Annotated in this window: 21 protein-coding genes; all 21 read left to right on the plus strand. The window is 40.3% G+C overall.

The features are described 5' to 3' along the window. On the plus strand, positions 1-420 hold a 420-nt coding region (locus FXW07_RS04415; RefSeq protein ID WP_229394237.1), incomplete at its 5' end, for a transposase. A gap of 87 nt (positions 421-507) precedes the next feature. After that, positions 508-2,103, plus strand: coding sequence for a CbiX/SirB N-terminal domain-containing protein (locus FXW07_RS04420; RefSeq protein WP_229394239.1), 1,596 nt, complete (start codon positions 508-510; stop codon positions 2,101-2,103). 1,828 nt (positions 2,104-3,931) lie between these two features. Then, on the plus strand, positions 3,932-4,126 hold the full coding sequence (locus FXW07_RS04425; protein WP_229394242.1) for a hypothetical protein: 195 nt from the start codon (positions 3,932-3,934) through the stop codon (positions 4,124-4,126). A gap of 844 nt (positions 4,127-4,970) precedes the next feature. Next, positions 4,971-5,453, plus strand: coding sequence for a metal-dependent transcriptional regulator (locus tag FXW07_RS04430; protein ID WP_229394244.1), 483 nt, complete (start codon positions 4,971-4,973; stop codon positions 5,451-5,453). 248 nt (positions 5,454-5,701) lie between these two features. After that, a complete protein-coding gene (locus FXW07_RS04435; protein WP_229394246.1) occupies positions 5,702-6,112 on the plus strand; it encodes a hypothetical protein in 411 nt (136 codons plus the stop codon). Between the two features lie 463 nt (positions 6,113-6,575). After that, on the plus strand, positions 6,576-7,625 hold the full coding sequence (gene ahbD / locus FXW07_RS04440; RefSeq protein ID WP_229394275.1) for a heme b synthase: 1,050 nt from the start codon (positions 6,576-6,578) through the stop codon (positions 7,623-7,625). Positions 7,626-7,636: 11 nt separating this feature from the next. Next, the gene (gene ahbA, locus FXW07_RS04445; protein ID WP_229394342.1) at positions 7,637-8,185 is read left to right on the plus strand and encodes a siroheme decarboxylase subunit alpha; all 549 of its coding nucleotides are present in this window, start codon (positions 7,637-7,639) and stop codon (positions 8,183-8,185) included. 5 nt (positions 8,186-8,190) lie between these two features. Next, positions 8,191-8,649: a siroheme decarboxylase subunit beta gene (ahbB, locus tag FXW07_RS04450; protein WP_229394277.1), complete on the plus strand. Its 459-nt coding sequence runs from the start codon at positions 8,191-8,193 to the stop codon at positions 8,647-8,649. A gap of 69 nt (positions 8,650-8,718) precedes the next feature. Beyond that, positions 8,719-9,393, plus strand: a complete 675-nt coding sequence (locus FXW07_RS04455; RefSeq protein ID WP_229394279.1) for a bifunctional precorrin-2 dehydrogenase/sirohydrochlorin ferrochelatase — start codon at positions 8,719-8,721, stop codon at positions 9,391-9,393. A gap of 643 nt (positions 9,394-10,036) precedes the next feature. Beyond that, a complete protein-coding gene (hemA, locus tag FXW07_RS04460; RefSeq protein WP_229394281.1) occupies positions 10,037-11,392 on the plus strand; it encodes a glutamyl-tRNA reductase in 1,356 nt (451 codons plus the stop codon). Positions 11,393-11,564: 172 nt separating this feature from the next. Then, on the plus strand, positions 11,565-12,539 hold the full coding sequence (gene hemB, locus FXW07_RS04465) for a porphobilinogen synthase (protein ID WP_229394283.1): 975 nt from the start codon (positions 11,565-11,567) through the stop codon (positions 12,537-12,539). Between the two features lie 427 nt (positions 12,540-12,966). Further along, a complete protein-coding gene (hemL, locus tag FXW07_RS04470) occupies positions 12,967-14,241 on the plus strand; it encodes a glutamate-1-semialdehyde 2,1-aminomutase (protein WP_229394293.1) in 1,275 nt (424 codons plus the stop codon). Positions 14,242-14,289: 48 nt separating this feature from the next. After that, complete coding sequence (gene hemC / locus FXW07_RS04475) at positions 14,290-15,240, plus strand: hydroxymethylbilane synthase (RefSeq protein ID WP_229394295.1); 951 nt, start codon at positions 14,290-14,292, stop codon at positions 15,238-15,240. 134 nt (positions 15,241-15,374) lie between these two features. Then, a complete protein-coding gene (locus FXW07_RS04480; RefSeq protein WP_229394303.1) occupies positions 15,375-16,280 on the plus strand; it encodes a dihydroorotate dehydrogenase in 906 nt (301 codons plus the stop codon). Then, positions 16,280-17,059, plus strand: a complete 780-nt coding sequence (locus tag FXW07_RS04485; protein ID WP_229394304.1) for a dihydroorotate dehydrogenase electron transfer subunit — start codon at positions 16,280-16,282, stop codon at positions 17,057-17,059. The genes FXW07_RS04480 and FXW07_RS04485 overlap by 1 nt, the downstream gene beginning before the upstream one ends. A 75-nt stretch (positions 17,060-17,134) precedes the next feature. Next, positions 17,135-17,869, plus strand: a complete 735-nt coding sequence (locus tag FXW07_RS04490) for a fumarylacetoacetate hydrolase family protein (protein WP_229394305.1) — start codon at positions 17,135-17,137, stop codon at positions 17,867-17,869. Continuing rightward, on the plus strand, positions 17,869-18,174 hold the full coding sequence (locus tag FXW07_RS04495; protein WP_229394307.1) for a hypothetical protein: 306 nt from the start codon (positions 17,869-17,871) through the stop codon (positions 18,172-18,174). Before FXW07_RS04490 ends, FXW07_RS04495 begins: the two co-directional genes overlap by 1 nt. Positions 18,175-18,505: 331 nt before the next feature. Continuing rightward, positions 18,506-20,311, plus strand: a complete 1,806-nt coding sequence (locus tag FXW07_RS04500) for a PKD domain-containing protein (RefSeq protein WP_229394309.1) — start codon at positions 18,506-18,508, stop codon at positions 20,309-20,311. Positions 20,312-20,610: 299 nt separating this feature from the next. Beyond that, positions 20,611-22,326: a glutamate--tRNA ligase gene (locus FXW07_RS04505; protein ID WP_229394311.1), complete on the plus strand. Its 1,716-nt coding sequence runs from the start codon at positions 20,611-20,613 to the stop codon at positions 22,324-22,326. Positions 22,327-22,840: 514 nt separating this feature from the next. Beyond that, positions 22,841-24,640 (plus strand): PKD domain-containing protein, encoded by a 1,800-nt coding sequence (locus FXW07_RS04510; protein WP_229394313.1) that lies wholly within the window; start codon positions 22,841-22,843, stop codon positions 24,638-24,640. A 556-nt stretch (positions 24,641-25,196) separates the two neighbouring features. Further along, positions 25,197-26,904 (plus strand): PKD domain-containing protein (locus FXW07_RS04515; protein ID WP_229394332.1); only part of this gene is annotated, 1,708 nt, incomplete at its 3' end.

Below are 26,904 nucleotides of genomic sequence, written 5' to 3' on the forward strand. Positions count from 1 at the left end.
GGAAAAAGGGTTACTCGAGTCACCGAAAGCAGAAAAATGGCTGACTTTGCGCAATTCATGAAAGATCTTGTTATCAAGGAATATTCAAAAGCTGAAGTCATCAGACTGGTTACAGATAACCTAAATATCCACAAAGAAAAATCATTCTATGAGACATTTAGCGAAGAAGAAGCAAAAAAGATACTGGAAAAAATAGAGTTCCATTACACACCAAAGCATGCGAGTTGGCTAAATGCTGCAGAAATAGAGATTAATGTGATGAATACACAATGTACAAACAGGCGAATACCTGACATAAAAACGCTTAGTAAAGAAGTAGATGCATGGATGCACAGAAGGAATATAAATAAAAAGAAAATAAACTGGAAGTTTACGAAGAAGAATGCTGATGAGAAAATGGCAAAACATTATGTGTCATAATTAAATCGTCACGATACTAGTTCCATTACAGAAGAGGAAGCAGCTGAATCAGGGCTGGAAGTAATTTCACACAATGCCACGATTGAAATGACGCCGGCCCTGGATGACCATCAATTGGTAGCGGAAATTCTAGGTGACCGTATTGCAACGGTTAGCCAGCAGGAAGATCAGGAAATTGTAGTATTGGCAGCTCATGGGACCTCTGAAGCGGCAGACCTGGCCGTTTGGAAAAAGAACCTGGCTTCTTTAGGGCAACAGCTCAAAGAGAATTACAAATTCCTGAATGTTGATTATGGCTTTGTGGCTTTAGGTGAACCTAATGTTAGGGCAGTAGTAGAAGCACAACAAGCGGAAAATCCCGAAGCTTCCATTATTGTTATGCCGGTGATGCTTTCTGAAGGCACGTTCACAGGCACCAAGATTCCTGAAGTTTTAGACGGATTAACTTACTTATACCCGGCAGAAGGACAGCGTTCTTTACTGCCTCATGATGATATTTCTAATTTGATCGTTGTCCGTGCCTATGATGCCATGGGAGTTTTTGCAGGCGGAAACGGAACAAAGGAATCTCCTTATCAAATAGCTACTGCGGAACAACTTGATCAAGTGCGATACTGCCTGGATAAAGATTTTGTTTTGACGGCGGACATCGACCTCTCCGATTACGATAATTGGGAGCCCATAGGTACTTTCCAGCCTTTGTCCGACGACCCGGAGGATGAAGAGACGCCGGATCCAGAAGTGGCTTTTACGGGAACCTTTGATGGTAATGGGCATACAATCTGCAATGTGGCCATTAATCAACCTGAGGGCATGTCAGTAGGTTTGTTCGGATGCATTGTCGGAAAACAGGATAATCCCTGCTCTATATCCAACCTTAAGTTGAAATGCACTAATGTGACTGGAAACTTTTGTGTCGGCGATGTCGTTGGCTTTCAATATGGGAACTGCATCCTGGAAAACATAACTCTTACCGGCAATAATACGGCACGGGGTAATATCTACATAGGTGGTATTTTGGGTGGCAGCGATATGGGTAACGACTCTGCAGAACTGAAAGACTGCAATGCTGCAGCTGATATCGTGGTTTTGGGTGATTCTGGAAATTCGGCGGGTGTTTTAGGTGGCGCTCTGAATGCTTGCTCAGTAATCAATTGCACTGCAACAGGCACGGTAACCGGGGAAGGTGATGAATATTTTGCACTGGGCGGCCTGATAGGCGGCGTGTTTGAGGGAGTTGCCGTTATAAACTGCCATGCTGATAATGTTTCTATCACTGCTTCGGGTGAAAACGATACCATGATCGGTGGACTTTTGGGTTATGCAGGAACCTATGATGAGGATGCCCCTACACAGATAGCCGAATGCTCGGCGAATGTTACTATGAAAGTGTCGGATAGCACTGAACGCGTAGGTGGGTTGATAGGTGGCAGCTTTTATCATGATTTGTATGCTGATGCAAGACCTATACCTGCATCTTATGCGATATCCTGTTGTGCCACTTCAGGTAGTATCATCGGTGGTGGAAACGAAGTCGGAAGTATCGCTGGTTATGCTTACAATTCTACCGTGAAAAACTGTACCAGCACTATGACCATCAACTGTGTATCCGATAACTTACCTCAGGTAGGACTGTATGAAAATGTATTTGCTGATGGCAATGAAACAGAGTCTGACTCTTAAAATCCTATGGCGGTGGAGAAGCTTAAACAAATGGGATATTTATTGATACTGCAGCAGGATTTTTTGTTACATTTTGAAGATTTTCGTTTGGGAAAGCTTCCCAAATTCCTTTTTGGAGGAAGCTTGTTAGCAATAACAGGCTTTCGAATTTATTGGTTAATAAAAATGTAAAGGGTTGATACAGTGTTGTAAAATTACTGACATCATTTTCTCCATTGGTTATGAGTTTAGTTCATTAGCCATCGGTTAAGGGATTTTCTCGCCTGAAAGCTATCGATTTTGCATTAGAAGCCGGCCTTAAATTTTGTCCTATTTACATGAAATCGATGCCCGATTCCAGCTCAGAATTTGTCAAAATATTTGTGAAAATATTGAGGAAATTGACGCAATTTATCACGATTCCTCACTTAACCGAATACGCATGGAATTTAGTTATATATTAAAAGAGAAAAGGTTGTTTTATCCCAAAAGTATTTCATCTTTTTTATTTTGTATTTCAATTATATCTCGTATACAGTTGACTCACTATTTTACTCCAACTTCTAACTTGTTTTATTTTACATGATAATTTCATAATACCAAAATGAAATTGAAACTTACTTAACGTTTAACTTTTTGCACCGTCTGCTGTTGTATCGTGTATTGAATTTCCAAATGGTTTTGAATCTGCGAAATAATTTCCGGATACAACAAGGTATTTCGTTAATGCAAATAAAGTGCGATATTCAATATAAAATATACCTTATCAATAATAATTCACAATTCTGTATGATTTTCGGATATACGAAAATTATATATACTATCCAGTTTATTTCACATATGTAGTAAAAATTGGTAAGACAAACCATATTATGTCAACATAGTGAGAATACCAAAAAATCAGGAGAGCATTGAACGCGCTGGGAAACAGGCCAAAAATCCATATTGCTAATATAAAGTTCTCATAGGTGGCTTCTTTGTGTGGATATTTTTGGGTATTGTATTGATTATAACCAAAAAACATCATTAAAGAGCATCAAAGAACCTGGCAAGTTCAAGCTGAACAATATCTATCTCCTGGGAATACGGAGGTGAAAATAAAATTTATTGAAACATAGAGAGATTAACTTAACTTTTTGTATGCCTATTAAAAAAGCTATCTGCGAACTATTGCATAAATATGAAGCTAGTAAGTATAGACCTTGGAACGTGGTTAAAATATAAGCTGTAAAATAAATATTTTGAACAGTGTGCCAATTTTCCTGTGAAATCAAAAACATAATCAAATTTCATATATGAAGAACAGACCACACCCAGTACTCAAAAATTTGATATCTAATTTACAGTAAATTTGTGACACTGAAATATTTTGAAATTTTGGTAAGTTGTCTATAAAGTCTGAAATATCGGAATAGAGTATTCAACAGCTTAAATGAACGCTTGAAGGTTTACCAAATAATGGAAAAAAATGGGGCACGTTGAAATGCTGCGAACAACGATTCCGTTCCATTCTTTCTGTTCCGAGCCTTGCAAAATGCAGGCATGAGGATATTTCGAAAAAGCTCTGTTTCGACGTGCAGCTTATATATTAACTCAAAAAGGGAGAGTGTAATAAACAGACAAAAAGAATATTGAGAAACCGATAAATGAAAACTGCAGAGTTCAATAGCTAAAGTTCTTTCTGCACAAATGCTGGCAAACAGACCAATAAGTGAATCACCATACAGGACCAAAAACTAAAAAATTTAATCTGTAGTTTAGAACTTTAGGGACACAGGTTTCAAACATAAGCTTTTGAACTCTTCAGAATCAATGGAAAGGAAGAACAGGACAGTGATGCCTCCTATACTTGAACATTCCCGGAAAAAAAATCCAACCTGTATCTTCCTCCATTAGAACTTCTACACTGCTGGATCTCCTAAATTACCTTTTAGATATAAACGTCTCTAAATTTACTCAAAGATGGGGATATAATATGGAATATGAACTGGAAGAAGTCGAGAGAGATTATATCGAATTCAGGAAAGAAATTGGAGAGGAGTAAAACGGAATAAAAAGCAATATCTGAAGATAAAGACATTTTTACGAAAACAGGATTTAATCTTTTTAAGAACAGGATTTAATCTTTTTAAGAACAGGATTCAATCTTTTTAAGAATACTTATCTGGCTGTTGCCTGATAATGCTTTGGAAATCTTTTTTGATATGAGATCATGTACAGGAAAAGTTCTATTAGAGCATTCTTTTTATTCAAGTTTCAATTCTCCTTTTGTTCGACTTTTAATTTTTAATTAGCATTAAAAATGTGCCCTCTTCAAATCGCATGGGTAAAAATTTGCCTCTTTGCTGTTTCAAGTGAGTAACCGCTCATTCATCTCTTAAAGGTTAAAGTAAGATAGGCTCTTCATTTCCTATGGATAAGATAATTTTCAATTCAAAACCGCATTGGTTTTTATGAGGACATTACAGGATAGCCACACAAAACAACGAAGAGCCATAATATATTTAAAAAATCGGAATGCTTGTTGTTGAAAATCAAGTTCTGACTTGATGTTTCTCGTTTTGACTTGACTACTTTTGAACTCGGTAATTTATATTAACCCATATAAAATAATGAAAAGCCTTAAATTTCATATATTTACTGAACCTTAAGAATTTAACTAAGTCTCAAAAACATACTCAACAAGCATATTCAACATTACAACGGTATGACAAAATTGTTTCATAGTTTTCTGGTGAGAAAATTCTTCCTTGAATTTGTGGAAGATACTTAAAACTATTGTTTATATAGATGTCATCCATTTCATACAGTATCCTTATATGTCTTTTCTGCATAATTAAATATAAAAATCGAATAATATTCGGTATGCAAAAAAGGGTTTGAGTTTTATGACAACGGAAAGAGATGAAGATTACCTGAAGATTATCGCTTCAATTGTTGAAGAGAAAGGATATGCCAAAGTTAAAGATGTAGCTAAAGAAATGAAACTCGGCCCATCGACTGTAACAGGTATGTTCAAAAAACTTGATAAGAAAGGATATATAAATTATGAGAAATACGGAGGGGTAACCCTTACCGATAAAGGAACCGAAATCGCGCATAAGACTAAAGAGACATATGGCATGCTCAAAGAATTTCTCATGCATCTGGGAGTTAATGAAAAAATAGCAGAAGAAGATGCCTGTAAGATTGAACATATCCTGAATCCAAAAACTGCACAAACATTTAAAAAATTTATAGAATTTACGGCGCAAAAAGACGAGCCAAAGATCTGTATAGAACATTTCAGGTATTTCGTCCAAACCGGAGAATATGTGTCCTGCTCCCCAGAGACCAGAGATAAATGTCCAGTTCACGGGAACAAAAAGTAAGAGTTTTCGGACTCTTCACTATTTCGAGTGGGTAACTTTCATTTAGCTTCTAAATGTTAAAGTAGCATATATCAGATATGAAAACAGTTATTGTTGAAAATCACATTCAAGCTCTATTTTTTCAGATTTGACCTTAATGCTTTCTAACTAAACAATTATTTTCAACCCATACAAAACAGCGAAGAGCCATAATTCAAATAATAAGAGCTTAGATCTTCTCTTATTCTTTCACAAGGAGAGGATTGTAAATGCGGAATTATAGAAAATTGCTTCTATTTCTATTAATCATACCCTTAGCTGCAATACTGAGTTATTATTTGCTAATACTTCTTCTCGGTGGTCCGGCAGTGGATAATTTTTTTGAGTTAAAAAACCACGATGAAGGAACCCATGAAGTATCGGTAGAAATACTCAATTCTCATAATGAATCCGTATTTAAAGAATCATATAAGCTCCGTCCGGATGAATCAGTCTCAATTACAAAGCCTTTTAACCTCAGGAACTCTTTTAAATCGAAAGAATATATTTTTAAGATTATATTAGATAACGGGATTGCAGAGGAAAAAATTTCAATATATCTGAACCGCTGGAGTACAGCTACTATGGATATTTATTGGGCTAACGAGACTCCGATAATGATAAGGGAAGTTATGGTTTAAGAGGACAATTTTGAAGAGGACAATTTCCTATTTTTCAATAAGCTCAACATAATGTGGATTTTCATTCATTCAGTCAGTCAGTAAGTCAGTTATTCATTAATTCATCCATTCATTCAGTCATTACTTAATTCAGTTTACTATTTTAATTTTTAAATATTTTATTTGATTATAAATTGTCAAGTAACCTGGATATAACAAAAATCCCTGACAGTTTATATATTTCTTTTTGCAATTTTTTATTTGAGATGGCAGAATATTAATATTACTTTACTAATATGACTTTTCAAGTCTTAAATCCAGATCTTTCAAATCTTAACCGGAGAAAATTCAGGTAATCGGAGAAATTCCCGGTAAAATAATCTGGACTTCATTCGGTCTTCAAACCAGGATTTTAACTTTCTAATTATCGTTAATTTGTAAATCTCATTAAACTTTGAATGCTATTAATGAAAACAGCTAATTTATGATCGCCATGACAAATGCACCAAGACTTATCGCATGGGAACTGACTGCAGGGTGCAACCTGAACTGCGTACACTGCAGGGGATCTTCCACTTCCTCGGTTCCGGCGGGGGAACTTACAACTGAAGAGGCTAAACACTTCATAGATGAAGTTGTAGGACTTGGAAAACCCATTCTCATTCTGAGCGGAGGCGAGCCTCTAACCAGGCCCGACGTTTTTGAAATTGCACGTTACGGCACTGATGCCGGGCTCCGAGTCGTACTTGCAACAAACGGGACTCTTCTTACGCCTGAAATTGTTGAGAAATTAAGAGCTGCAGGAGTGCAGAGGCTCAGCATTAGTATTGACGGAGCAACTGCAGAAACGCATGACAATTTCAGGGGCATGCCCGGGGCTTTTGAAAGAACGCTTGCAGGCATTCAAGTCCTCAGGAAAGCCGATTTTCCTTTCCAGATCAATACTACGGTTTCAAAACGCAACCTTGAAGAAATACATAAGACTTTTGAGCTTGCAAAAGAGCTTGGTGCAGTTGCATATCATGTCTTTTTCCTTGTACCCACAGGCAGGGGAGAAGAATCCGATGAGGTATCCCCTGCAGATTACGAGCGCATTCTACACTGGTTTTATGAGATGCAAAAAGAATCGAAAATCCAGTTGAAAGCAACCTGCGCTCCCCACTATTTCAGGATAATGCGCCAGCAGGCAAAAAAAGAAGGCATTGAAATTTCGGTTAAAACCCACGGATATGAAGCAATGACAAAGGGCTGCCTCGGAGGTACAGGCTTCTGTTTTGTATCAAGTGTCGGGCAGGTCTATCCCTGCGGCTACCTTCCAGTTCTTGCCGGAAACATAAGGGAACAACCTTTCAGGGATATCTGGGAGAACTCTGAGGTCTTCAGGAAACTGAGAAACCCCGAAGAGCTTAAAGGAAAGTGCGGGATATGTGAATACAAAAAAGTCTGTGCAGGCTGCAGGGCAAGAGCCTATGCTGCTACAGGCGACTATCTCGAAGAAGAGCCTTACTGCATATACAGGCCCGGAAAAAAGTGATCGTGATCGGGATGATTGACATTGATAATTTAAAAGATCAGCTCAAGAAAGAGGCTGCCGAGTTTTCCTGTGATATGGACCCTAATGACAGGGAAGTTCCGGTAATAGAACTAGATGAGACCGACAAGAAAATCCTCAACCTTATCCAGCAGGAAGTCCCCCTCGAAGTTGAACCTTTTGCAAAGTTAGGTGAGATTCTCGGGCTTTCCGAAACCGAGGTAATTGAAAGGCTGCGAGAACTTAACAGGAAAGGGGCTGTAAGAAGGGTAGGTCCTGTCCTCAGCATGAGAAATATGGGAGGCGTAAGTACTCTTGTAGCTCTAAAAGTGCCTGAGTCCCGCATAGAGGAAGTTGCTATTTTTATTAACGAGTATTCCGAGGTTTCCCATAATTATCTCAGAAGTGCTTCACAATATAATCTCTGGTTTACACTTTCTGCTCCAAATAAAAACAGGCTTGAAAGGATTCTCAGCGAAATCCGAGAGAATACAGGCTGTCCTCTTCTTGATCTTCCTACAAAGCACCTGTTTAAGATTCAGGTAAAATTTGATATCAGGTGAAATAAATGGATAAAACGGATGTAAAACTGCTAAAAATTGTGCAGGACGGAATTCCAATCACACATTCTCCTTTCAAAGGATTTGCTTCTGAACTTGGAATCAGTGAACAGGAGGTTGTTGACAGGCTTAAAAACCTCCAGAAAGCCGGGAAAATCCGTCGCTTTGCGGCTTCAATCGGGCACAGAGCTATAGGCATAACAGCCAATGCAATGTGTGTCTGGAATGTTCCTGATGAGCAGATAGAAACGGTAGGGAATATCATGGCTGAATTTCCCGAAGTGACTCACTGCTATGAACGCCCCCGCTATCCTGACTGGCCGTACAATCTGTTTACTATGGTTCACTCTTACACTCCAGAAGACTGTGAAAAAGTAGCTGTCAGGATCTCGGAAGCTACCGGAATTAAGGATTATACCCTCTTTTTCAGTGAAAGAGAATTCAAAAAAACCGGAGTCAGACTGTAAAGTTCCTATATTAATAGTCCCGATATTAATAGTCCCAATATTAAGAGTTTTATTGCGAGGTTCCTGGCTATGGCTGAAACAAATAATTTTCTACCGCTTATGCTTGACCTTTCTGGCAGGAAAATTGTTATCTTTGGGGGAGGCTCGGTTGGGGAACGCAAAGCCAAACTCTTTTCCGGCTGTGCAGATACCATTGTTGCCAGCCTTGAATTCTCCCAGGACCTGCAGGAACTCGGAGCTTCAGGCCAGGTACGGCTTGTTCGGCTCGACTTACTTACGGCTTCGGATTCTGAGCTCAGGGAACTAATTTCAGGAGCTTTTCTTGTCATTCCTGCAACAAGCAATTTTGAACTTAACCAGAAAATCACTGCTATCGCACGGGAGAGCGATATTTTGATTAATCAGGTAGACACTTTAGGTAGTGTCGTAATCCCGTCAGTGATTAAAAGAGGAGACCTCGTAATTGGGATTTCCACTCTCGGGCACAGTCCTGCGGTCTCAAAATATACTCGCAGGCAAATCGAAGGCCTGGTTACTCCCGAATATTCCGATATGATCCGGCTTCAGGATGAGCTCAGGAGTTACCTCAAGAAGCATGTGGCAGAACAGAGGCAGAGAAAAGCAATTCTCTGGAAAGTCCTGGAAAGCGAGGTTGTCTGGGATGGATTTTCCGAGTCTTATGAAAAAGCAGCTGAAAGGGCGTACGCGATAATTTCAAGTTACCTTGAAAATTCCGACAGATAATCCTGAAAGGAATCGAAAATGCTGGAAGGAAACTATAAACGTTAAGAACCTTCAAAGTACACCCTTAATTAAGTATTCTCAAAATCTCAGTAATATTAAAGTCTCAGTATTCTCAAAATCTCAGTAATATTAAAGTCTCAGTATTCTCAAAATCTCAGTAATAGTAAAGTCTCAGTAATCTTAAAGTCTCAGTAATCTTAAAGTCTCAGTAATCTTAAAGTCTCAGTAATCTTAAAGTCTCAGTATTCTCAAAATCTCAGTAATCTTAAAGTCTCAGTAATCTTAAAGTCTCAGTAATCTTAAAGTCTCAGTAATCTCAAAATCTTAGTAATCTCAAAATCTTAGTAATCTCAAAATCTTAGTAATCTAAAAGTCTCAGTAATCTCAAAATCTCAGTAATAGTAAAGTCTCAGTAATCTTAAAGTCTCAGTAATCTTAAAGTCTCAGTAATCTCAAAATTTTAATGTTCTATGAATCTCAAGACGACCTGAATCAAAATATTCTGCAAATGGAAGCTTTAAATAAAAATAATCTGTAAATAAAATTCGTTTGTGAAAAAAGGCTTAGGAGTTATGACAAAGTTTAATTTACAGCTCCTTATATTATTACTCTATTCCTGATTCATTCTATCCGGAGGCTCTCTGTGACAGAAATCTCAAGTATGGTTATATCCCATAAGAAAGCAAAAATTGAGGAAATGGAGTCCGCCTGGCACGGAGATCTGGACGGTCTGCTCCATAATTTGTATAATCATGAATATGTTCATGAGTGCGTTGTCTTGAAAACCTGCAACCGTGTTGAAATTTATGTTGTTTCCCCCAGCAGCAGTATACTTTTCTCTTTTGCAAAGGAAATGGGAGCTTCCACCCATATTATTGATTTCTATGGGCATGACGAATCTCTTGAACACCTGCTCAGGCTTGCCGGCGGGCTTGAATCTATGATTGTTGGGGAAGACCAGATTTTAGGGCAAATAAAGGAACTCTACGCTTATTCCAAAAAAGCGGGAACTACCGGAAAAATCCTTGACACTGCCTTTGATAAAGCTATTCAGGTAGGAAAACGTATCCGTAATGAAACCCGGATCAATAAAGGTTCGGTATCCATAGGTTCTGCGGCTGTGGACCTTGCAGAGGAAATTCTGGACGGGCTCACAGGAAAATCCGTGCTTGTGATAGGGGCAGGGGAAATAGGAGTTCTTGTAGCAAAAGCCCTTGCTGAAAAGGATATCGAGGCAATCTACATCGCTAACCGTACCTTTAAGAAAGCAGAAGAACTTGCCTATGAACTGGGAGGATACGCAGTCAAGCTCAATGATGTCCAGTCTCAACTTAAAAGTGCTGATGTTGTAATTAGTGGTACAGGTGCTCCTCATTACATTTTAACCCGTGAAATAGTTGAAAAAGCCATAAAAGACCGGGATAAAAACCGTAAACTCCTCTTAATTGATATAGCAAATCCCAGGGATATCGAGGAATCGGCTGCTGAACTCGACAACGTGGAACTGTGCAATATTGACAATCTCAGGGTGATCAGTGAGAGAACGCTCAAAATGAGGAAAGAGGAAGCTAAAAAAGCCGAAGATATAATTCAGGAAGAGATCAAGCTTTTAAACCTCCAATATAAACGCCAGAGAGCCGATAAGATTATATCTGAACTTTATAAGCAAGTATATGATGTAAGAATGCGGGAAAGAGAAAAAGCAGTTAACAGGCTCTGCGCTTACCATACTATAGGAAAAATCGAAACTGAAGTGCTTGATGACCTTACCCATTCCATCGCAAACAAAATTCTTGCCGAGCCCACCAAAGTTCTCCGCCAGGCCGCAGAGCTCGGAAACGACGAGTTCCTTGACGTAGTTTCAAGGGTCTTCTGCCTCGAAAAAGACAAGGTCAAGGTAAAAGCGGAAAAAATGAAACCCGATTGCGGGATAAAGGTTGAAAATATGAAACCCGATTGCGAGAGTGCGAGAGATCGGGTTTCTGAAAAAAGTAACTAATAAAAAAGAATCCAAAACTACACAAAATTCGTAGATAAGATAATTCGCAGATAATTCATAGATAATTTGCAGATAATTTGCAGATAATTCACAGATAATTCACAAATAATTTGCAGATAATTCATAGATAATTCATAGATAATTCACAGATAATTTGCTGAGGAGTGATCAAATGTTTCCAGATGTCAGGTTAAGACGATTGAGAAGAGGAAAGATCAGGAACCTTGTGCGTGAAACTACTTTATCCGTAGACGACCTGGTCCAGCCCATTTTTGTGAATGAAACTATTGATTCTGCTATTGAAATCCCTTCCATGCCCGGAATATATAATATTCCTCTCTCTGAGGTTGTGAATGAGGCAAAAGAGATTGCAGAACTCGGGATTCCGGCAGTGATTATTTTTGGAGTGCCTGCATTTAAGGATGCGGAAGGCAGTTCTGCATATGGGGAAATCGATGTCGTCCAAGAGGCTGTCAGGAGAATTAAGGCCGAGCTTGGAGACGAACTTGTTGTGATCACGGACGTCTGCATGTGTGAATACACAAGCCACGGGCACTGCGGAATCGTTGATTTCGAAACAAAAGAAGTCCTGAATGATCCCACCCTTGAGGTCATCGGAAAGATTGCAGTGAGCCATGCAAAGGCAGGTGCTGATATGGTGGCTCCGTCGTGTATGATGGATGGGATGGTAGAAGCTATCAGACACGCGCTTGACATGAACGGATTTGAGAATATTCCGATAATGTCCTATGCCGCAAAATATCATTCGTGTTTCTATGGGCCTTTCAGAGAAGCCGCTGAGTCAGGATATTCCTTCGGAGACCGTTCTACCTATCAAATGGACCCTGCAAACGGCAATGAGGCTATCAGGGAAGTGACTCTTGATGTAGCCGAAGGCGCAGATATAATAATTGTAAAGCCAGCTCTTCCTTACCTTGATATTGTCTACAGGGTCAAGACAGACTATGGGATGCCAACTGCTGCATACAACGTAAGCGGAGAATATTCCATGATCAAAGCCGCCGCAGCTAATGGCTGGCTTGACGAAAAGAAAGCAATTTACGAATCCCTCATTTCCATCAAAAGGGCAGGAGCAGATATTATCATTACCTACTTTGCAAAAGATGCTGCCCGCATGTTGAAGTAAGCACCTCTTTTTCAGGTGCTTTTTTCTTTTCAGATTTATTTCGTTTTTCTCCCTTTCCCGCCTTTCCTGCCTTCAAAACTATTGCTGATTCCGTTTACACACCCATCAAGTTCATTAATAACTGCTTAATAGAGAGAGTCTCTGTTATAAGATAGAAAAGTAATACAGTAAGGTGTAAAAAGCCTTAACTTTAAAGTGCAGATTAATATATAAAATCAGTATAATATTTATAAATTTAGTTCAACATAATTTAGTTCAACATAATTTAGTTCAACATAATTCGGTTCAGTATAACTTCAATTCTATGTGCAAGTTAAGTTCAATCAAGAGCTTAACTTAAAATCCAGAACTTAACTTAAAATCCAGAACTTAACTTAAATTTACGAATAACTGTTATAGATTTTCAGTCCAATCCGGTGAGATTTCCATGATATCTGAGGTAACACTTGAGAAGTCCAGGCAGATGTATGAGAAAGCAAAGACCCTTATTCCTGGTGGAGTAAGTAGTCCTGTACGCGCAATAAAGCCATATCCATTCTATACGGCGTCAGCCAATGGCTCAAAGATAAGAGATCTTGACGGGAACGAATACATTGATTACTGTCTGGCTTACGGCCCTGCTCTCCTTGGGCACAATCACCCTGTGATAAAAGAAGCTATTAAAGCCCAGCTCGACAAAGGCTGGCTCTACGGGACCCCTACCGAGCTTGAAGTAAACCTTGCCGAGAAAGTTGCAGGATATTATCCCAGTATCGATATGCTCCGCTTCGTATCCACAGGCACGGAAGCTACAATGAGTGCTCTTCGACTCGCCCGCGGCTTTACGGGCAGAAACAAATTCATCAAAATTGAAGGCGGATTTCATGGGGCTCATGATGCGGTGCTTGTAAAAGCAGGTTCAGGAGCTACAACTCTCGGAGAGCCCGATTCCCTGGGAATACCTGCAGATTTCACAAAATATACCCTGCAAGCTCCCTATAATGATATCGAAGCAATGACAGAGCTTGTAGAGAAAAACCGAGATGAGCTGGCCGCAGTTATCATAGAGCCCGTGCTCGGAAACATAGGCCCGATAACTCCCCTGCCCGGATACCTGGAAGAACTCAGGAAGCTTACCCTGGAAAACGACGTGCTTCTCATATTCGATGAGGTTATCACTGGATTCAGGCTCGCAATGGGAGGGGCACAGGAATACTTCGGGATCGTGCCTGATATGACCACTCTTGGAAAGATCGTGGGTGGAGGGCTGCCTATAGGTGTTTTTGGAGGAAAGAGCGAAATCATGGAAATGATCTCACCATCCGGTCCGGTCTACCAGGCAGGGACTTTCAGCGGAAGTCCGTGTTCCATGGCTGCGGGAATTGCAGTGCTTGACTATATGGAGCAGGAAAAGATCCACGAAAAAGTTAATTCGAAAGGCGATTACATACGGGCCGTACTTACAGAAATTGTTGAGGACGAAGGGCTTGATTACAGCGTATGCGGAATTGCTTCAATGTTCAAGATTTTCTTTGGAGCCGAACCTCACAACTATCAGGAAGCTCTGAAGTGTGATAAGGAGGGTTACCTTGCTTTCTTCCACAGGATGCTTGCAAGCGGAATTTTCCTCCCTCCCTCGCAGTTTGAAACCAACTTCGTATCTGCAGCCCATAGCGAAGAGGACATCGAAAAAACCCTTAAAGAATACACCGAAAATCTTTAAGCGGATTTATTTTGAACGGATTTACATCTTTGAAAACGAGGATTCTATATGATTATAGGTACGCGGGGCAGCCAGCTTGCACTTGCTCAGGCCGAGACTGTTGCACGCCTTTTGAAAGAACAGGGCGTTGAAACCAGCTTGAAAATTATAAAAACCAGCGGAGACCGGTTTACTGACCGGCCTCTACACGCCGTATCAAGCGGAGTTGGAGCTTTTGTCAGGGAACTGGACGAAGTTATGCTTGAAGGAGAAATAGATATCGCTGTCCATTCCATGAAGGATATGCCAACGATTCGCCCAGCAACACTTCCAACAGTAGCCGTTCTGAAGCGGGATACCCCATTTGATCTACTGCTGACTTATGACGGGACCTCCCTGGACGAGCTGCCCGAACAGTCTATTATAGGTACCAGTTCCCTGAGGAGGGCCGCCCAGATCAAACGCTACAGGCCTGACCTTGTTACACAGGATTTAAGGGGCAATATTGATACAAGGCTCAGGAAGCTGAAAGAAGGAAAATATGACGGCATCCTGCTCGCTAAAGCAGGGCTTGAACGCATGGGCTGGGAGCTTGAAGGAGAAATTCTTTCTCCTGATTTCTTCTGCCCATCTCCCAATCAGGGTACGATTGCAGTTGTCACAAGAGCAGGCACTGAGGCTGAAGATGCGGTTTCCAGGCTTGACCATACTGACAGCAGGATTGCCACTGAAATTGAGCGCATCCTGATTTCCGAACTTGGGGGAGGCTGTACCACGCCTATAGGTTCTTATGCCGAAATTACGCCTGACCGAAAAGAAATCCATGTACGGGCTGAGGTCCTTTCCCTTAACGGTGAGGAAACTGTCGGTATAAATGAATTTATCCCTATGGCAGGAGGCATTGAAAAAGCCAGAGAACTCGGAAGCAGTCTTGTACATATGGGCGGAAAGAAACTTGCTGAAGAGGCTCTCCTGCAGCTTTCGAGGGATTCGTGCGACTCGGATGATTTACACGAATAATAACTAAATGATAACACGACGGATAAAGCAAATGAAAATGCAAATGAAAATGCAAATGAAATGCAAATGAAAATGCAGATGAAATGCAAATGAAAATGCAGATGATATTCTAACAGGGCAGAAAGGAAACAGCTATGTATACTCTTACCGGACTTAAACTGAAGAACCCAACCATTCTTGCAGCCGGGATACTTGGCACAACCGGAGCATCACTGTGCAGGGTTGCACATGAAGGAGGGGCTGGAGCCGTTGTGACTAAATCCATAGGCCCTATGCCTAAAACCGGGCATTCCAACCCGAGCATGGTCAAACTTGACTGCGGATTTTTGAATGCTATGGGACTTCCGAATCCCTCCTATCCCAGCTTTTTCCAGGAACTCGAAATTGCAAAAAAGGATGCAGGAGTCCCAGTAATCGCAAGCATCTTCGGCGGAAACCCGGCCGAATTTAAGGAAGTTGCCGAGGGCCTGCTCCCTGCGAAACCCGATGCTTTCGAGCTAAATGTGAGCTGTCCCCATGCAGAAGGATACGGAGCAGCAGTTGGCTCTAACCCCTGCCTTGTGGAAGCAATTACAGCCGCAGTAAAAGACATAGTAAATGTGCCTGTGTGGGTTAAGCTTACCCCTAATGTTTCTGATATTACGTGCATAGGAAATGCAGCAGAAGCAGGGGGAGCAGATGCAGTTGTTGCAATTAATACCTTAAAAGGGATGGCTATAGATATAGAGTCCGGATATCCTGTCCTGGGGAACCGTTCAGGTGGGCTTTCAGGAAAAGCAGTCAAACCCGTAGCTATCAAATGCGTTTATGACCTGTATACTGCCCTGGAGATCCCTGTAATAGGGGTAGGAGGTGTATCCTCCTGGCAGGATGCGGTAGAAATGATGATGGCAGGGGCTGCGGCTGTCCAGGTAGGATCGGCTGTATATGACAGGCTTGACATCTTCTCAGAAATCAGTACAGGTATTGAAGCTTTCCTGCAAAGGAAAGGCTATTCGGACGTGAGAAAATTAATAGGGCTTGCTCATGAGATGGTCTGATGCTTCCTCTTAATGCTACAATATTACAGATAGATGAAGAGTCTCCTTCAATCAGGACTTTCTTCTTTGATTTCCAGATTGAGACCATGAATCCCGGCCAGTTTGTAATGGTCTGGGTCAGGGGCGTGGACGAGGTTCCTATGGGCCTATCGAGTAAGAATTCCATAACTGTCCAGAAAGTGGGAGAGGCAACTTCAAAGCTTTTTGAGCTGAAAGAAGGAGATTCTTTCGGGCTCAGAGGTCCTTATGGAAAAGGCTTTTCCCTGCCTTCGGAGGGAGAAAAAACTCTGGTTATTGCAGGCGGGGTTGGAGCTGCTCCCCTTGTTCCTTATGCCGAAGCAGCGCGGAGTGAAGGCTCGGAAGTTCATACAGTGCTTGGAGCGCGGAGTGCAGGTGACCTTCTTTTTGAGAAACGCTTTGCAGAAGCAGGGGAAGTCTACATTTCTACGGATGACGGCTCAAAAGGGACAAAGGGCTTTGTGACCGATGTGCTCAACAGCCTCAACCTTTCAGTTTATGACAAAATTGCAGTCTGCGGGCCGGAAATAATGATGGCTTCGGTTTTCAGGCTCCTGGAGGACAGAGAGGTTCTTGATAAGTCCGAATTCAGCCTTCACCGCTATTTCAAATGTGGCATAGGAGTCTGCGGGGCATGCTGTATAGACAAATCAGGACTCAGGGTTTGCAGGGACGGGCCTGTGTTTTCAGGTGTGCAGCTCATGGATTCCGAACTGGGAAAATATACGCGGGATGCCAGTGGGCGAAGAGTTAAAATTTAAGTTTGAATATATCCTTTTAAAAAAAATGAAGGAAAGCGGGCAAAAACATCCCAAAAAGCAGGAGAAGACCGAGACATGATAGGAAGGTTCAGATCAGGAGATGAAATTTTTTACGGAGATATTGAAAATGGACGCGTATATCCAAAAGGAGGGACTCCCCCTGGGATTTTTGACATTTCAGAGCTTCGTGTCCTTCCGCCTGCGTCTCCCTCGAAAATCGTGTGTGTCGGCTTGAACTACCGTGATCATGCTGAAGAGCTGAACATGAAAATCCCGGAAAAACCTGTACTCTTTTTAAAGCCTCCTTCAGCCATTATAGGGCATGAGGACAAGATAATTTATCCGTCATCGAGCTCCAGAGTAGAATATGAAGCAGAACTCGCAATCGTTATAGGCAAACGCTGTAAGAACATCTCAGCCTCAAAGGCCATAGATGTAATTGCAGGTTATACCTGCTTTAATGATGTGACCGCCCGGGACCTCCAGCAAAAGGATGGGCAATGGACAAGGGCAAAGAGTTTTGATACTTTTGCAGCTTTTGGGCCTTATCTTGCTCTTCCCGATGAACTCGATATTATGGATACAAAAATTGCCTGCAGGGTAAATGGGGAAACCAGGCAGGCTTCCAGCACTTCAAACCTTCTTTTTGACATTCCTTATCTTATTGAATTTATCACCGAGATCATGACCCTGGAAGTCGGAGATATCATTGCCACAGGAACTCCTCCTGGCGTTGGAGAACTTCAGCGTGGAGACATTGTGGAAGTTGAGATCCAGGGAATCGGAATACTTAGAAACGAGGTTGTCTGATGCTGCTTGAGCCTATCGGAAATGAACTTGACCTTACCGAGCGCCATCTTCTGGTGCTTAAGAAAGTGATTGAAGAAGCTCCTATTGGGATTCTGAAACTTTCAGAAGTCACAGGAATGCAGAACCATAAAGTGCGCTACTCGCTCAGAGTCCTTGAACAGGCTAACCTTATCAAGCCCTCGGCTCAGGGTGCCGTACCTGGAGATGCGGTTCCAAAATTCCTGGAGGAATTTGAGTCCGAGTTTAAGAAAATCAACGAGAAAATATCCCGCATCCAGGAAATCGAAGCTTCCATCCCAAAATAAGATCCGTATTCATTGTGTAAATAAAGAATTGTCTCTCTTTTATAATACACTCGTGCTCAATTTTAACCATCTTTCCTATTTTTTAGGGATTGACTGCCTTGATCTAAGTTATAATTTTTTCAGTTTTTAAATTTTTCAGGTTTCTCTTTTACATTTGTGCCTAAAAAATCCTATTTCTGCGTAGACTAATTTGGATTTTACTTTTGCCTACTGATGAACCTCTTGCACAGAGATTTATAAAATTTAGAAATTAAAATGAAAAATATTTAAAAGCTAATATAACGTGTTATTATTAGTTTTTTTTCAAATGAAAACGACAGGAGGAAGAGTAATGAGGATTAACAAAAAATTATATTCAGTAACCTTAGCTTCAGTAAGCCTGATATTATTTTTAATTCTTGTAACATCTGCGGCATCTGCAGCTTCTCCTACGGTCACTGAAACTAGGATCACCACAAACCCATCAAATTCATTGAACCCTGACGTCTATGGTAATACTATAGTGTGGCAGGATGACCGCAACGGAAATTATGATATCTACATGTATGATATTTCCACGAAAAAAGAAATTCACACTACTGATAAATCGAATCAGATATCACCTGATATCTATGGGAACAAGGTAGTGTGGGAAGATGAGCGTAATGGAGGCCATGATATTTACTTGCAAGATCTCCCCACTAAAAAACAAACTCGGATCACCAAAAGCGGCAAAGCCTATGGCCCCAAAATTTACGGTAATAGAATAGTGTGGATGGATGGTCGCAATGGAGGAAGCCTGGAATATTCACAGCCTATTGGAAACTGGGATATCTATATGTATGACCTTTCCACCTCGAAGGAATACCAGATAACAACTAATAACTCAACTCAAGTAGATCCTGATATTTACAAAGACAGGATAGTATGGGGAGAAAATGGGACTATCTACATGTATAATGACTCTACTTCCACTGAAACCCAGGTCACTCCCCATCCTTGGTATTGGGACGATGATCCTGCTAATTCGGGTGATGCTAATTGGGACCCTAAAATTTACGGGGATAAGATAGTATGCGACGTTGAAACTCCTCTCGGAAACTACGTAGCAAAAAGGTATGATATCTCTACTTCTGAGGGAAAATATATTGGCGAGGTGGATCAATCAAACAATCCTGCAATTTATGGCAATAAGATAGTATGGGTGGACAGCTATTCGATCCCTCGCATTGACTTTAACTCCGACATTTACATGTACGACCTCTCCACTTCAAAGGAAATCCATATTACTACCAATAAGTCCTCAGAAAAAGGTAATCCTGCTATATACGATAACAAAATAGTCTGGCAAGATAATCGTAATGGAAACTGGGATATCTACATGGCTACTCTCAGTTCAAACCTTCCTGTTGCTGCATTTTCTGCATCTCCAATTTCTGGAAATTTACCCCTTAAGGTTCAGTTTTCTGATAAGAGCACAGGTTCTCCAACCTCATGGAAATGGAACTTTGGAGATGGAAAAACTTCAACATCCAGGAATCCTGCAYACACGTACRCTAAAGCCGGAAAATACACTGTCAGYTTAACAGTAAAGAAYGCAGCTGGAACAAACACAAAAACAATAAAGRAYTATATAACYGTAAAAACAGCTCCTGTAAAACCTGTTGCTGCATTYTCTGCMTCCCCAACTTCAGGATATGCACCACTGAAAGTAAAATTCACTGAYAAAAGTGCCAATAGTCCAACTTCWTGGAAATGGAGTTTTGGAGATGGAAAAACTTCAACATCSAAGAATCCTGCATACACGTACACTAAAGCMGGAAAATATAGTGTAAGCTTAACAGTAAAGAATGCTGCAGGAAGCAGTACGAAAACAATAAAGAACTATATTGTTGTAAACGCGCTGAAAACTCCGGTTGCCGCTTTTTCTGCTTCTCCAAGGTCAGGAAAAGCACCATTGAAGGTGCAGTTTACTGACAAAAGCAGCAATAGTCCAACTTCATGGAAATGGAGCTTTGGAGACGGAACTTATTCAACAGCCAAAAACCCTGTACATAAATACAGTAAAGTCGGAAAATACACTGTCAGCTTAACAGTTAAAAACGCCAAGGGAAGCAATACTAAAACCATATCTGGATATATTACAGTGAAAAAATAAGTGAACGTTTCAAATTCAAACGGTAAAAATATATAGTCAAATAGGAGTGGGGGATCATTTATTTGAGGACTCGTTAGTGGAAAGGTAAATACTATTTTTCGGTTTTATAGAAAGAAGCTAAATACTTTAACACAATTTTCGGGTTATGTTAAGAAACCCGTTCATCATTAATATTTTATAAGTGTCGGATATCGTCGTTTATTATATGCAATAATTAATTATACAAATTATACGGTTGATTATATTTTGTTGTTGGATCTAATTCAGAATATAAACAACAGTATTTGGGAGAAACTCCTATGACTTTAAGTCCTGAAGACCTTAAAACAATTGAAAAATTTGCTTATCAAAATGCTGTAAAATACGGGAAAGCCCCCCAACCTAAAGCTGTAATGGGCAAAGTAATGGGGGAGTGCCCTCAACTCAGGTCCGACCCAAATGCAGTATCTGAGGCTCTTAACGTTATTATTCCCGAGATTGCAAAGGGAAATCCTGAAGCATGGGAGGCAAAGCTTTCTGAAATTGCCCCTGAGCTTATCGAAGCCCTTAGTGTGAAAAAGGAACCCGATAAGGGCTTAAAACCTCTTGAGGGGGCAGAAGATGGCAAAGTTGTAATGCGTTTTGCCCCGAATCCAAACGGGCCAGCAACCCTTGGCAGTGCAAGAGGCATGGTAGTTAATTCCGAATACGTGAAAATGTACGGAGGAAAATTTGTCCTGCGTTTCGATGATACCGATCCTGATATAAAGCGGCCTATGCTTGAGGCTTATGACTGGTATCTCGATGACTTCAAATGGCTAGGGGTTGTGCCTGACCAGGTTGTCTATGCTTCTGACCATTTCCCCATGTATTACGATTACGCAAGAAAACTTATCGAGATGGGTAAGGCTTATGTCTGCTTCTGTAAGGGAGGAGATTTCAAGCAGTTTAAGGATGCAAAGCAAGCCTGCCCTCACAGGGATACCAGCCCCGAAGAAAACCTTATGCACTGGGAGAAGATGCTTGCCGGGGAATACGAAGACCAGCAGGCAGTGCTGAGAATCAAGACCGATATAAAGCACAAAGACCCTGCGTTAAGGGACTGGGGAGCATTCAGGATAAGAAAGATGTCTCATCCCCGCTCTGAGATCGGAAACAAATACATTGTCTGGCCGCTTCTTGATTTCGCAGGGGCTATAGAAGACCACGAATTGGGAATGACCCATATCATCCGGGGCAAAGACCTTATAGACAGCGAAAAGCGGCAGGGATATATCTACAAATACTTCGGCTGGAAATACCCGAGAACAACTAACTGGGGCAGGGTCAAGATCCACGAATTTGGGAAGTTCAGTACGAGTACTCTCAGAAAAGCTATCGAAGCAGGAGAATATAGCGGCTGGGACGACCCGAGGCTTCCAACAATTAGGGCAATCAGGCGCCGTGGAATCCAGGCTGAAGCTCTCAAGAAGTTCATGATAGAGATGGGAGTCGGAATGACTGACGTAAGCATAAGCATGGAGTCTCTCTACGCCGAAAACCGCAAAATCGTGGACCCTATTGCAAACCGTTATTTCTTTGTCTGGAATCCTGTAGAACTGGAAATTACAGATGCTGAGCCGACAGTTGCTAAACTTCCTCTGCACCCTACTGACCATGAAAGAGGATTCAGGGAAATTGCTGCAGGAAATAAAGTACTTGTCTGCACGGAGGATGTCGAAAAGCTGGAAGTGGGCTCTATTATCCGCTTAAAGGATTTCTGCAATATAGAGATTACTTCTCTTTCCCCGCTTCAGGCAAAGCTCTCTAATGTTTCTCTTGAAACCCTTAAAAAAGCAAAGGCAAAAATCATCCACTGGGCCCCACTTGACGGAATAAATGTGAAAGTGCGCGGCCCCGAAGGTGATCTTAACGGTATCGGGGAACAGGGGATTGCAGCCGAACTTGACAAAATTGTGCAGTTCGAACGCTTCGGTTTCTGCAGGATAGATACCGTAAGTGGAGAAGAAGTTGTGGCTTACTTTGCCCACAAATAATTGTTTGGAAGAAAGTGGACAGGAAACTGTTTTATATGTCCAGAAGAAGATGAACAGAAAACTGTTCTCTTTTCTTTTGCTCACTTTTTTTATTCATTTATTCATTTATTCATTTATTCATTGTGTTCCTTATTTCTTATCTGAAAGTGTCTGTAAGTTGTTGATTTGATATTTAATAATAAGCTCACCCGTCTTTTTAGTCATTTTTTAGAGATATTAATTTTGTGATTTTCAGTAGCGCTCCCTATGTAATTTCTTAACTCTTTTAAAGCTCATTTGAAATTCTCAAAAGTTTTTCTTTTATCTTTTTTATACCGAAAAATTTTGCTATTTATGTATGGATTTACTGTAAACTTATTCTTTTTCTCAAAACAAATTTTCTAAAATTACGCACTTTTTAAATTTTTTATATAAATGACAACGTTTAAAAATGTATATATCTCTAAATTATTTATCTTTAGGTTATTAACATTTTTTATATGAAAAATAAATTAAAGATTAAGGAGTAGGACAAATGGGAACTAACAAAAAATTGCAATCAGTAGCCTTAGCATCAGCAGTTCTGATTTTATTTTTGATTATCGTTTCATCTACTGCATCGGCGGTTACTGAGCAAACCGCTTCGCTCACGATCAATAAAACTCAGATAACCACCAGTGGATCAGCAGCGTATCCTTCTATATATGGTGACAGGATAGTATGGCTGGACTGGCGTAATGGGAACCAGAATGACGGACCCTTCAATATTTACATGTACAATATCTCCACTCACAAGGAAACCCAAATTACTACCAGTGGATCAGCAGGGGGTCCTTCTATATATGGTAATAGGATAATATGGCTGGATGGGCGCAATGGAAATAGTCAGAATGATACCGAGAGAGGACATGATGTATACATGTATGATCTCTCCACTCACAAGGAAACCCGGATAACCAATAGCACAATCCCTGAGGATGGATTCGGGTATGACCTCGGGATCGCTATCTCCGGTAACAGGATACTGTGGGGTGGCGCATATCGTTATTGCATTTATGATATCTCCACTAAGAAGGAAACTCATCTCGACCATGTGCCAATAATCAATCCTGCTTTTTCTGGTAACATAATAGTGGGGGTATCTGATATTGATGCACGTCCGAGTAATCTCACAATGTACGATCTCTCCACTAACAAGAAAACTCAGATTACCACCAGCGATTCAGCATTCAGTCCTAATATCGACAATAACATTATAGTGTGGGCAGATTGGCGCCAGGGAGATAATGGAGAATACTACTCCGAGATCTACATGTATGATCTTTCCACTAAGAAGGAAACTCAAATTACCAACAGCGGATCAACATTATATTATAGTCCTGAAATCTCCAAGGACAGGATAGTTTGGCTGGATGGCCAAGGCAATAAATATAATATTTACATGTATAATATCTCAACTCAAGAGGAAACTCACGCTAATAATACATCAATTACAGGATTTGATTTATATGGTGATAAGATAGTGTGGTCGGATTGGAACAATGAAAAAACCAATGTCTACATGGGTACTCTCACCAATTCAAACCTGCCAACTGCTGCCTTCTCTGCATCTCCAACCTCAGGAAAAGCACCAATGAAAGTGCAGTTTAATGACAAAAGTACAGGAACACCAAAGAAATGGAAATGGGATTTTGGAGACGGAACAACTTCAACCAAACAGAATCCAACGCATAAGTATTCAAAAGTAGGAGTTTATACTGTTAAACTTACAGCAACAAATGCTAAAGGCAGTAATACGTTAACAAAAGAAGATTATATAAAAGTTGTAACAAAACCAGTTGCTGCATTCTCTGGATCTCCCACATCCGGAAAAACACCATTAAATGTTAAATTTACTGATACAAGCACAGGAATACCTGCTTCATGGTACTGGACTTTTGGAGATGGATCAAAGTCATACCTTCAGAATCCGATTCATAAATATTCGAAGGCAGGAGTATATACTGTTAGCCTGACAGTAAAGAATGCTGTAGGACGTAGCGTGGTAACAAAAACAAGATATATAACCGTGACAGGAACTTCGCAAGCTCCGACTGCAGATTTCTGGGGTTCGCCACTATCAGGAAAAGCTCCACTAAAGATAACATTTACGGAGATTAGCAAAGGATCGCCAACCTCATGGAAATGGAATTTCGGAGATGGTAAATATTCAACCGAAAAGAGTCCAACACACACATATTCATCTGCAGGAACCTACACGGTTAAACTTACAGCAACAAATGCAGCAGGAAGTAGTACAAAAACAAAATGGAAATATATAAAAGTGGCAAAGTGACTGCAATTTCGAAAACGGTTGTAAACCTCCTCGGGTTCTATAAGATTCCTGGGGTTCTATAAGATTCCTGGGGTTCTATAAGCAATGACTGGGTCCCAATATATAATTTCTTAACTTTTAAAACTCATTCGAAAGTTTCAAAAGTTTTTCTTTTATCTTTTTTATACCGAAAAATTTTGCTATTTATATACAGATTTACTGTAAACTTATTCTTCTTCTCAAAACAAATTTTCTAAAATTATACATTTTCTTAAATTTTTGATTTAAATAACAAAGTTTAAAAATGTAGATATCTTTAAATTATTAACATTTTTTATATGAAAAAATAAAGGTAACTATCCAGCCCAGATAAAACAATGTCAATAGCCATCTTTACTAAAATTCAATAGACAAATTTCTGTTAATTAATTTTCTTTGATTGTTCGCAATTGACTACGTTTTTCATTGTTTATAAGTTATTTTTCGGATTTTTCAGTTTTAGTGGAATCACAATCAACCGACATTCTTTGATATGCTGAATAGTTACAAATAAATTAAAGATTAAGGAGGAGGGTAATTGAAAGTTAACAAAAAATCGTATTCAGTGGCCTTCGCATCAGCACTTCTGATTTTATTTTTAATTCTGTTTCCATCTACGGCATCAGCAGCTTCTCCATCTGCAATCACTGAAACTCGGATAACCAACCATGGAACGGCATCCAATCCAGATATCTATGGTRACAAKATAGTGTGGCAGGATAACCGCAATGGAAACTGGGACATATATATATTTGATCTCTCCACCAAAAAAGAAATTCACACTACCAATAAAACAGATCAGATAAATCCTGCTATCTATGAAAATCTGGTAGTATGGGAGGATGAGCGCAACGGAGGTCATGACATTTACGTGGAAGATCTCTCTACAAAAATACAGACTTGTATCTCTAAAAATAGAGAAGCATATAATCCTGCAATTTATGGCAATAGAATAGTGTGGCAGGACGAAAGTAATGGAAATTCAAATATCTACATGTATGATATATCTACTAAAAAAGAAACTCAGATCACTACCAGTGGAACAGCGTACAAGCCTGATATCTATGGGGATAAGATTGTATGGCTTGACGTTGAATATGTCGTTGTGTACGATCTTTCCAATAAGAAGGAGACTAAAATACCAATAAGAGAATTCTCTAGTTATTACTCGCCTACAATTTACGGAAACAGTATAGTGTGGGTAGATGCCAATGATGAGTATGGTTGCGTTTACGGTGTTTATGTGATGGATCTCCCTACTAAAAAGCTAAATGAACTTATTACCTTCACTGATTCAATGAGCAACCCTAAAATATACGGTGATAATATTGTATATTCTCTTGCTGTAACTGGCGGTCTTTACCCTGATGTCTTAATGTACAATCTCTCCACTTCCGAGTTTAAAGAGATATCCACCAGTCAAACAGCGAAAGAGCCTGATATTTATGGTAACAAAATAGTATGGGTGGACTGGAGAAATGAAGGTCCTGATATTTACATGGCTACTCTCGGTTCAGACCTCCCTGTAGCTTCTTTTTCTGCATCTCCAACTTCTGGGAAAACACCATTAAACGTTAAATTTACTGACACCAGCACTGGCTCCCCAACTTCCTGGTTCTGGAACTTTGGAGATGGATCAAAGTCATACCTACAGAATCCGGTTCATAAGTATTCGAAGGCAGGGACCTATACTGTTAACTTAATAGTAAAGAATGCTGCAGGACGTAACGAAGTAACAAAAACCGAATATATAAAGGTTGTAACAAAACCAGTTGCTGCATTCTCTGGATCTCCCACTTCCGGAAAAGCACCATTAAACGTTAAATTTACTGACACAAGCACAGGAATACCTGCTTCATGGTACTGGAACTTTGGAGATGGATCAAAGTCATACCTACAGAATCCGGTTCATAAGTATTCGAAGGCAGGAGTTTATACGGTTAGCTTAACAGTAAAGAATGCTGCAGGACGTGGCACGGTAACAAAAACAGGATATATAAAAGTGATATCAAAACCAGTTGCTTCATTCTCTGCATCTCCTACCTCCGGAAAAGCACCATTAAACGTTAAATTTACTGACAAAAGCACAGGAATACCTGCTTCATGGTACTGGAACTTTGGAGATGGATCAAAGTCATACCTTCAGAATCCGGTTCATAAGTATTCGAAGGCAGGGGTCTATACTGTTAGCTTAACAGTAAAGAATGCTGCAGGACGTAGCGTGATAACAAACACCAGATATATAA

The sequence above is a fragment of the Methanosarcina sp. DH1 genome (genome assembly GCF_020804205.1).
Classification (GTDB): Archaea; Halobacteriota; Methanosarcinia; order Methanosarcinales; family Methanosarcinaceae; genus Methanosarcina; species Methanosarcina vacuolata.

Excerpts from the sequence above, each read along its gene's own strand:
- hemL (WP_229394293.1), top strand. The coding sequence starts at position 12,967 with ATGATATCTGAGGTAACACTTGAGAAGTCCAGGCAGATGTATGAGAAA.
- FXW07_RS04490 (WP_229394305.1), top strand. The coding sequence starts at position 17,135 with ATGATAGGAAGGTTCAGATCAGGAGATGAAATTTTTTACGGAGATATT.
- FXW07_RS04420 (WP_229394239.1), top strand. The coding sequence starts at position 508 with ATGACGCCGGCCCTGGATGACCATCAATTGGTAGCGGAAATTCTAGGT.
- ahbD (WP_229394275.1), top strand. The coding sequence starts at position 6,576 with ATGATCGCCATGACAAATGCACCAAGACTTATCGCATGGGAACTGACT.
- FXW07_RS04510 (WP_229394313.1), top strand. The coding sequence starts at position 22,841 with ATGGGAACTAACAAAAAATTGCAATCAGTAGCCTTAGCATCAGCAGTT.
- FXW07_RS04455 (WP_229394279.1), top strand. The coding sequence starts at position 8,719 with ATGGCTGAAACAAATAATTTTCTACCGCTTATGCTTGACCTTTCTGGC.
- FXW07_RS04435 (WP_229394246.1), top strand. The coding sequence starts at position 5,702 with ATGCGGAATTATAGAAAATTGCTTCTATTTCTATTAATCATACCCTTA.
- ahbA (WP_229394342.1), top strand. The coding sequence starts at position 7,637 with ATGATTGACATTGATAATTTAAAAGATCAGCTCAAGAAAGAGGCTGCC.
- ahbB (WP_229394277.1), top strand. The coding sequence starts at position 8,191 with ATGGATAAAACGGATGTAAAACTGCTAAAAATTGTGCAGGACGGAATT.
- FXW07_RS04505 (WP_229394311.1), top strand. The coding sequence starts at position 20,611 with ATGACTTTAAGTCCTGAAGACCTTAAAACAATTGAAAAATTTGCTTAT.
- FXW07_RS04430 (WP_229394244.1), top strand. The coding sequence starts at position 4,971 with ATGACAACGGAAAGAGATGAAGATTACCTGAAGATTATCGCTTCAATT.
- FXW07_RS04495 (WP_229394307.1), top strand. The coding sequence starts at position 17,869 with ATGCTGCTTGAGCCTATCGGAAATGAACTTGACCTTACCGAGCGCCAT.
- FXW07_RS04485 (WP_229394304.1), top strand. The coding sequence starts at position 16,280 with ATGCTTCCTCTTAATGCTACAATATTACAGATAGATGAAGAGTCTCCT.
- FXW07_RS04480 (WP_229394303.1), top strand. The coding sequence starts at position 15,375 with ATGTATACTCTTACCGGACTTAAACTGAAGAACCCAACCATTCTTGCA.
- hemB (WP_229394283.1), top strand. The coding sequence starts at position 11,565 with ATGTTTCCAGATGTCAGGTTAAGACGATTGAGAAGAGGAAAGATCAGG.
- hemC (WP_229394295.1), top strand. The coding sequence starts at position 14,290 with ATGATTATAGGTACGCGGGGCAGCCAGCTTGCACTTGCTCAGGCCGAG.